The 7,637-nt window shown below is 29.7% G+C and carries 4 protein-coding genes; all 4 read left to right on the forward strand.

Features of this window, described 5'->3' with window-relative positions; translation table 11 throughout:
• On the forward strand, positions 1-1,451 hold a 1,451-nt coding region (locus tag CLAVI_RS05435), incomplete at its 5' end, for a hypothetical protein (RefSeq protein ID WP_194844584.1).
• 179 nt (positions 1,452-1,630) lie between these two features.
• Positions 1,631-3,700 carry a hypothetical protein gene (locus CLAVI_RS05440; RefSeq protein WP_194844585.1) on the forward strand — a complete coding sequence of 690 codons (2,070 nt, stop codon included), beginning with the start codon at positions 1,631-1,633 and terminating at the stop codon, positions 3,698-3,700.
• A 116-nt stretch (positions 3,701-3,816) separates the two neighbouring features.
• Positions 3,817-5,559, forward strand: a complete 1,743-nt coding sequence (locus tag CLAVI_RS05445; RefSeq protein WP_194844586.1) for a hypothetical protein — start codon at positions 3,817-3,819, stop codon at positions 5,557-5,559.
• A 24-nt stretch (positions 5,560-5,583) separates the two neighbouring features.
• Entirely contained in the window at positions 5,584-7,578 is a 1,995-nt protein-coding gene (locus tag CLAVI_RS05450; RefSeq protein WP_194844587.1) for a hypothetical protein, read from the forward strand.
• Positions 7,579-7,637: the final 59 nt, after the last annotated feature.

Below are 7,637 nucleotides of genomic sequence, written 5' to 3' on the forward strand. Positions count from 1 at the left end.
TTATATATACTGTTTTTTCTAAAATTAACCCTGAAACAATTAAAATCACGGATAAAGAACATCTTTTAACAATCCTTAATCAAGGCGTTCATGAAAATAAACTTTATTTTAAAAAACATCACCCAAAACAACTTTTACATAATGTTACACACAATCCAATTCGATTATTAGATGAAGCTATTGAGATTGTCAAAAAAAATGCTTCCTCCTCAAAACCATTACCTATAATAAAAAAACCTACTATTCTTGAAGAAGTTTACCAAGCAGCTATAACAATAAAAAAAATTTCAAAAAAAGATCTAGTTACAACTACTTCTCAAGAAGTTAAGAAAAAAACAAAGCTACATAAAACATGTTTATTTAGCGTTAAACTTACTAATTCTCGTGCTAACCACCATATATCTTCTTTTAAAATTTGCTATACAACTCATGTTGGATCAAAAAAAAAATTCCACCACTTGAGAGCTATTCGCTATGCTTTAACTTTAAGCATGTCTCATATGATAAATTTATGTAATGAAGATTTATCAAAAAATAAAATACAATACATAAAGCCTTTTACGAACGAAGAAATAATAATTACGAAAAAAGACACCTTATATCAAATTTTCTATGAAGGAATTAATGAAAACATGACTTTTCTTTCTGAAGAAGAACCATACTTAAGGATAGATGAACCTAAAAACATTCTGCATCAAACTTATCAACAGTTATTAAATTTACTTAAAAATAAATTAGGAAAAAATATCCCTCAATTACCCCCTACTTCTATTTTACAAAAGATGACTGATCAAGAAAAGGCAGCATCTAATAACGAAGATGATGATAATTCATCGCCTTCGTTAACTTCTCACAAAGAAAAATCTTTAAAGGTAACTAAGCCTGATATAGATTTATCTATCATTCAACAAAATGACAAATCAACATGTTATCTACTACCTGGTTTTTCTATTAAAAAATATCCTAATGCTCGCTTAAGTAAATATAATTATCATATATCTTACATTACCAAATATCATTTTAACTTATATCGCCATCAAAGAAATTCTTACAACTTATTAAAAAAATTAGTAACCAATGCTACCTTGACACTGCAAGCACCTGAGGATCAAATCCTCTTTCTTCCATATGGACCTTTGAAACAAAAAGAAATACAGTTAGAAAACAAAGAAGATATTTTTAAAATCTTACATAAAGGACTTTTGCAAAATTACTTCTATTATAAAAAATATCACCCCAGTATCACAGAAAATAAAAAGAACAAAAAATTACTAAACTCACTACAAAAATTAATTCATGATATTGAAATACATGCCCTTAAATTATCATTAACTCTACCTCCTACCATAGATGCTTCCTTTTTAGAGAACATGCTAAAAGACATTCACAGTCAACCAGAGATAATTCAGACAAAAAAACGACAACCAAGACGTACATTCACTATTTTATAAAAATTTCTAAATTTTTATAAAATTTGATATAGACATTAAGATCCACTGTAATTATCTCCTGTCGATTAAATATTTTTTTTTAACCCAAGAAAAAATACTCTACACCTCATTGTGTATAATTGAATTTTTAATCACACAAAATTACAATAATAATTAATTTACAATTAATTATTATTTTTATGCCCTATTTTACCTTAAACTGCATCAATCCTATCCACGCCACCCTTTCACCTTATTTTATTGTGACAGAAAACGAAGAACCACTAAATAACCAAAAACTTATTTCTTTAAATACGATTGTTCAAACAATCCTAGATAACCAACTACCTTGCATGTCTATTCCTCCTTCTTTTCCCTTAGAAGCCATTAATTATAGTAACTCTCTAGTCATCATTCAGGAAGTTATTTATCGCATACTAGAACACGTCAAACACCACCCTACACACACTGACAGCAAATCTGTTATTTCAGAATTAAATAATATTCTTTTGTTTTCTCTTACAGAGAGTAATTCATTATTATTTGATCATGCTAAACCTATAGTCTCTTCCACATCTTTCACTTTTCAAGAAAACACTCTTCCAGATTCTAATAATCAAAAAATAACTATTCCCTCACATAAAAAAATTAAAATTACTCATCTAGCACCTACAGAAGACCTTACTCTTTCCAATACAACTTTGTCTTATGCACTGCCAGTTATACAAATAAATGTATTACAGAATCAATATACCATAAAAAGCCAGACCGTCTCTGATCTGGCATCATATTTTAATAACCTTCATGAAGGTATTGATTTTGTCCTGAAAAACAATATCTATCAGTTTGATTCATCTACAGAAATCATCACTTTATCACCAGAAATTTTACATAATCAATCCCTTTGCCTGTTATTCCAATTACTTCAAAAACAAGCTCAACTTATTTCTTTAATACCTAATGAAGAAGATCGTGAAAGCATAGCTATTCATCACACAGAATTATCCAATGAACTAAACTTATCCTTAAATGGGCCTGATAATACTTCCTCTATGATAGATGCTGCAAATGCTCAGAAATTAGAAATATCTTTATTTGAGAGCCTAGAGAATTTAACACCTTCAGTTTTTGTTAGTTCAGAATCCCACAGTCCTGACAAATCAAGCAATTCTCCTTCAAACAATAATCCAATCACAGATATAAACAGCCATCAGTCTTTTATAAACAACAAGCAATCCATCACAACCAGCAATCCTATTTTTTATATTCAAAAACACGCAAAAAATTGTTGGTACATAATGTATATAACCAGGCAAAGCACTCGCTCTAAAAGACTTTGTAAAATCATCAAACAAAATCTAAAAGAAAATTTAACGAAAGCAAAAGAGTTATTACAAGCTACAGAAAAACATGTCTTTTTCCAAGGATATCCATCTCAAAAATCAGGCTATCAATATCTACACAATAATAAAGATATTTTAAACGCTCTCCACCAAGGCATCCAAGAAAATTTCCTATACCATCAAAAATACCTAATTAATAAAAAAGCTCTTACAATAGATAATGCTTTAAAAGCATCTATTGATACATTTATAACGTTCATGAATGATCAGGCAACCTTTCTTAATCTACAATTACCCATGATCACCTCTGCTTCTACATTAGAAAATATCCGGTTAAAAATTCTAGAATGTCCTGAAAAAGCTAATATTCTTGCCTTAAAACAAAATCCTAATACTGATCTAAAAAAAGCCCTCTCTATGGTCATACATGCTTATCGTGCACCCAAACTTCCTTTATTTTTCCTTCCTTTATTTTCTATAAAATTAACTACAGGAGGAGTACATTCACGTCTTCATTATTATAGACTTACTTATCATGTAAAAAAAGATTCATCAAAAAAAACTCATCCTTATTATCAATCTTTTGAGAGGCTAAAAAAAACCATCCGCCTTACTAAAGAATTACTGGCTGCAGATTTTCAAGGCTTATTTAAAATATCCTATAAATGCCCTTTTACAAACGTTACTCGTCATATTCAAAAATTAGAAGCTCTCAAACTTATCTATGAAGGCCTTTTTGATAATTCTACTTTTCTCTCTAAACATTATCCTGGATTAATTGCTGATAACAAAAAATATCAATTACAAACTGAATTAAATAGTACGTTAGAAATTATTAAAAAGACTCTTGGCCTAGATTTTCCATTAGAAAGAAATTCTTCTATTTTAAAAGAAATTTTAGAAAAAAGTAAAAATACTAAAGCATAATTTAATACAAAAAAAATATTAATAATTTAATTGTTATAAAATAATAGACATAAGCGTATAATAAACCTTGTTTTTATAAAAAAATAATTGATTATTTTTGATTTAATATTATCTATATGCCATATTTTAATTTAAACTATATAGCACCTATCACACAAAACGCTATACCTTGCTTTACTATTACAGAAACTTCTACCCCCTTAACTGAACCCCGACTAGAATCTTTACTGGGCTTGATTCACCACATTATAGAGAATCATTTACCCTGCTCTTCAGTTCCTGCATCGTTTTTTTTTAATCCTAATGCTGCAACAAATACTATTCTCATTTTACAACAAGCTATTTTTTCTATACTTGACCATGCACAGAATAATCCGTATCAACCCTATAACCAAGCTGTTTTAGAAGAATTATATGAGGTCTCTACTTCTTTTATTGATCACTTAAATATAATATCTTTTCAGCAAGCTCTACCAGCCATAGAAACATCCCCCTTATCTTCAACAACCACAGATATATCCAGAAAAAGGTCTTCTTCTTCTCCTCTTAACACATCTTCACCAAAATTAATAAAAGAACATGATTGTAATCCTGGTGAAGGTACATCTTCTCAATTAGCTGAATTTTTAAAAGATTATCAGCCCATAAATTTAGTTCTTTCAGAAGAAGATTTTTTTTCAGAAGTAACAAAATCTTGTAATAAAGATAGTCGAGCAAGCAAAAAAAAATCATCAATAAACCCTTATACATTACCTATAACAGCTGGTGAATTAATAAACATCACGCCTTCAGAAAATATTGTGCGTGTGCTTCCTTTATTTTCTATACAACGAGGTCGTACTATCTTACTTGCTGAACATTCAATTTCCATAACTATTTTTACACTTAAGTATGAGATCTTTAAAAAAGATGGAAAAAAAACCGACCTATTTACACTTCCACGAAGACGGATTCGTTTAACACACAAAAACATTCAACGTATCTGCAGTAATTCGTATCATAAAAAAGATCTATTCAGATTTATAGATCCCATGTCTCAACAAATAAAAAGCATAACATTTCCTGAAGCTGTACATCTTATATTTGAAGGATTAAGTGAAAATCTTCAGTTTTTGAATGAAACATTTCCAGAAATTCTTAAACAGACTCCTAGTAATTTTCCTAAATCATTTTTAGACAAATCAATTGATTTAATTAAAGATCTGTTACCCTCAAACACCCCTTCTATAATTACACCTCATATATTAAAAGATCTGTTAAAAACCACTCAAATAAATAAGTCAGAATCACTTAGCCCCACCATTTTTTCAGAAAAAATAATTTGTCATTATTTTTGTCCTATCTTTTCTATCCGTGTAAATCAACAGAAATCGTATTCTTCTTCAGCGATAGAATGTTTGGCTTATACATCCCTATACGAGATAAAAGTATCAAAAAAAATACCACACAAATTAAGTACTAAGATTCGCATTAACATTGACACTACTGAAGACTTTATTAAAAATTTATGCACTTCTAGTGACAGTAAATTGTGCTCATACCAACATCAAGACCCTTTTACTCAACAAAAAACCACTATTAATTTATCTGTATTTCTTTTAAAAACACTAGAAGGCTTACAGGAAAATCTGCTATTTCTTTCTGCACAATTCCCCTTGGTATTAACAGAAACATCCATCTTTAACTCAAAAGCATCTTTAACTAACTCCATTACACTTGTAAAAAATAAACTAGGGGTTCACGCTCCTAAAGAAGACTCAATTCCTTATATATTAAAACAATTAATGACTACTGAGCAGGAAAATTATAATGAAGTAAATAAAAATTCACTAACAAATGATAAATTTGATCACAATTAAACCCTTAATAAATTTATTAATTTTATGCCTTATTTTACATTAAATTACATAGCACCTACTCTACAAGATGCTGCACCATGCTTTACTGTTACTGAAGAAAGGACTACTCTAAGCTCTAGTCAAGTGGCATCTTTGCATTCTTTAACTCAGTATATTTTATCAAATCATTTACCCTGTATGTCTGTACCATCATCTTTTCCCTTAGATCCCACCCATCATCACAACACAATTTTAATTCTACAAGAAATTATTTACCCAATCATCACAGCATTAAGAACTACATCATTGTCACCTGAAGGTCTATTTGCTATAGAAGCATTAGAAAAAACTTTTTCTTCTGATTTACTTCAAGTAGATCTTACAGAATTTGAACAACCATTACCAATCGTTACAGAAGATCTTGTTTCATTAAATATTTCTGCAACATCATCTACATCTATAGCAATCTCTACTGCACTCTTAAATACTCCTACATCATATGAGCTACCTTTTATTCAAATTGCTCCTGATGGTCGAAGCTTTACATTAAATCTTTACCCAGTAACAGCAATTTCTAATTATCTCGAATATCTACATCAAGGTGTTGAACATGTTTTGAAAAACAGAATTTTTATTTCTGACCCATCAACAGCTACTATGACATCAGTAACATCGTTAGTTCATCATTCCCTATTATCCTTGCTACAATTACTTATAGACCAATCCCCAACTATATCTTTAGTCACAAACCTATTAGAAAAACAAGATCTTACACAATCACATTGCATGTGGATCAATAAATTAACCTCAGAATTAAAATTATGTGGATTTAGCAATGCCATCCTAAACAGCATGTGGAAAACTGAAACAGAAAGAAAATCATTAAAAAATATACCCTATTCTTTATTAAATTCATCTCAATTACTTACAAAAACCACTCAATCAATAAAGAAAACTTCTTCCAAAGAAGCTGCATATGCAATTCCTTTATTTTTTATTCAACAAGGTCGTACTCTTACCCTTCCTGAGATTACAGGAACAATAACCATTCTGACACTTAAATATGAAGTATTTACCAAAGTTGGAAAACAAACAGACGCATTTACAATTCCACGAACACGCATGCGTTTAACTCAGCAAAATATTCAACGTATATGCAGTCCTTCTTACCACAAAAAAGATCTCTTTAGATCTATGGATCCCATATCTAAGAAAATAAGAAGTATAACCTTTACTGAAGCATTACCTCTTATATTTGAAGGATTAACTGAAAATCTTGAATTTTTGGGAGAAGAATTTCCAGAACTTCTTAAAAATACTCCTAGTAATTTCCCTAAGTCTTCGTTAGAAAAATCTCTAAATTTAATCACAGCTCAATTATCACCAAATACCCCTCCTTCTATAATTTCGACTCATATACTAAAAGATATGTTAAGCAGCATTAAAACAAATCAATCAATATTAACTAACGCTGTCCTTTCTAAAAAAAGAACATCTTCTTATAATCTTTTTCCTATCTTTTTTATCCATTTAAATAAAGGCAGCAGAAATACCCTCTTAGAAAGAGATTATTATTCTTATATATCCCAATATGAACTAAGAGTATCACAAGGATGCATAAGCAAAATAAACCCTAAGATTCGCGCTAGCATTCACGCCACTGAAGAACATATTAAAAACCTATGCTCCTCTAGTTTTAAAAACTCTACCTTACACGAACATCAAGACCCTTTTACAAAAGAAAAAACAACAATTAGTTTATCTGAATTACTTTTAAAAATACTAGAAGGCTTAAAAGAGAATTTACTATTTCTTCCTACACAATTCCCTTTGGTATTAACAAATACATCTGTTTTTAACCCAGAAGCATCTCTATTTCACTCCATTGAACTTGTGAAAAATAAACTAGGACTTGACGCACCAAAAGAAGATTCTTCTCCTTATATATTAAAACAATTACTAACTGCTGTACAGACGCAAGAAAGTGATAATGCAACAGATGACGATTTACTATCAAATGATAAATTTGATCACAATTAAACCCTTAATAAATTTATTAATTTTATGCCTTATTTTACATTAAATTACATAGCACCTAC

It is taken from the genome of Candidatus Clavichlamydia salmonicola (genome assembly GCF_015356765.1).
GTDB classification, from domain to species: Bacteria; Chlamydiota; Chlamydiia; order Chlamydiales; family Chlamydiaceae; genus Clavichlamydia; species Clavichlamydia salmonicola.

Coding starts and splice junctions, on each gene's coding strand:
- CLAVI_RS05440 (WP_194844585.1), top strand. CDS start 1,631: ATGCCCTATTTTACCTTAAACTGCATCAATCCTATCCACGCCACCCTT.
- CLAVI_RS05445 (WP_194844586.1), top strand. CDS start 3,817: ATGCCATATTTTAATTTAAACTATATAGCACCTATCACACAAAACGCT.
- CLAVI_RS05450 (WP_194844587.1), top strand. CDS start 5,584: ATGCCTTATTTTACATTAAATTACATAGCACCTACTCTACAAGATGCT.